The organism is Halomonas sp. SIMBA_159 (assembly GCF_046536035.1).
GTDB classification, from domain to species: domain Bacteria; phylum Pseudomonadota; class Gammaproteobacteria; order Pseudomonadales; family Halomonadaceae; genus Vreelandella; species Vreelandella venusta_A.
The window spans coordinates 1-243 of the sequence record NZ_JAWJBT010001376.1; the positions used below are offsets into that span (position 1 = coordinate 1).

Genomic DNA, 243 nt, shown 5'->3' on the forward strand with positions numbered 1-243 from the left:
CTACGCCCAGCTGTGTTAAATGCTGGGCCGCGATACGTTCACCGGAAAACTAGCTTCTAAGAAAGTCCACGTGCAGCTATTTGGTGGCAGTGAGGATATGGCCACCCCGCCCGCGCCGCTAGAAGCCCTGGCGGCAGAACTCGATGGCGCGTCGCTGGAGGTTTTTGCAGGTGTTGGCCATGTGCCATCGGTGGAGGCGCCTGTGCTGTTCGCACAAAAGCTACTTTATTCACTCGCCGCCGA

At 58.4% G+C, this 243-nt stretch carries 1 protein-coding gene; it reads left to right on the top strand.

Features of this window, described 5'->3' with window-relative positions:
• Nucleotides 1–19 precede the first annotated feature (19 nt).
• Nucleotides 20–243, top strand: a 224-nt coding sequence (locus tag R0J87_RS23750) for an alpha/beta fold hydrolase (protein ID WP_498889466.1), incomplete at its 3' end; no start/stop codon positions are given.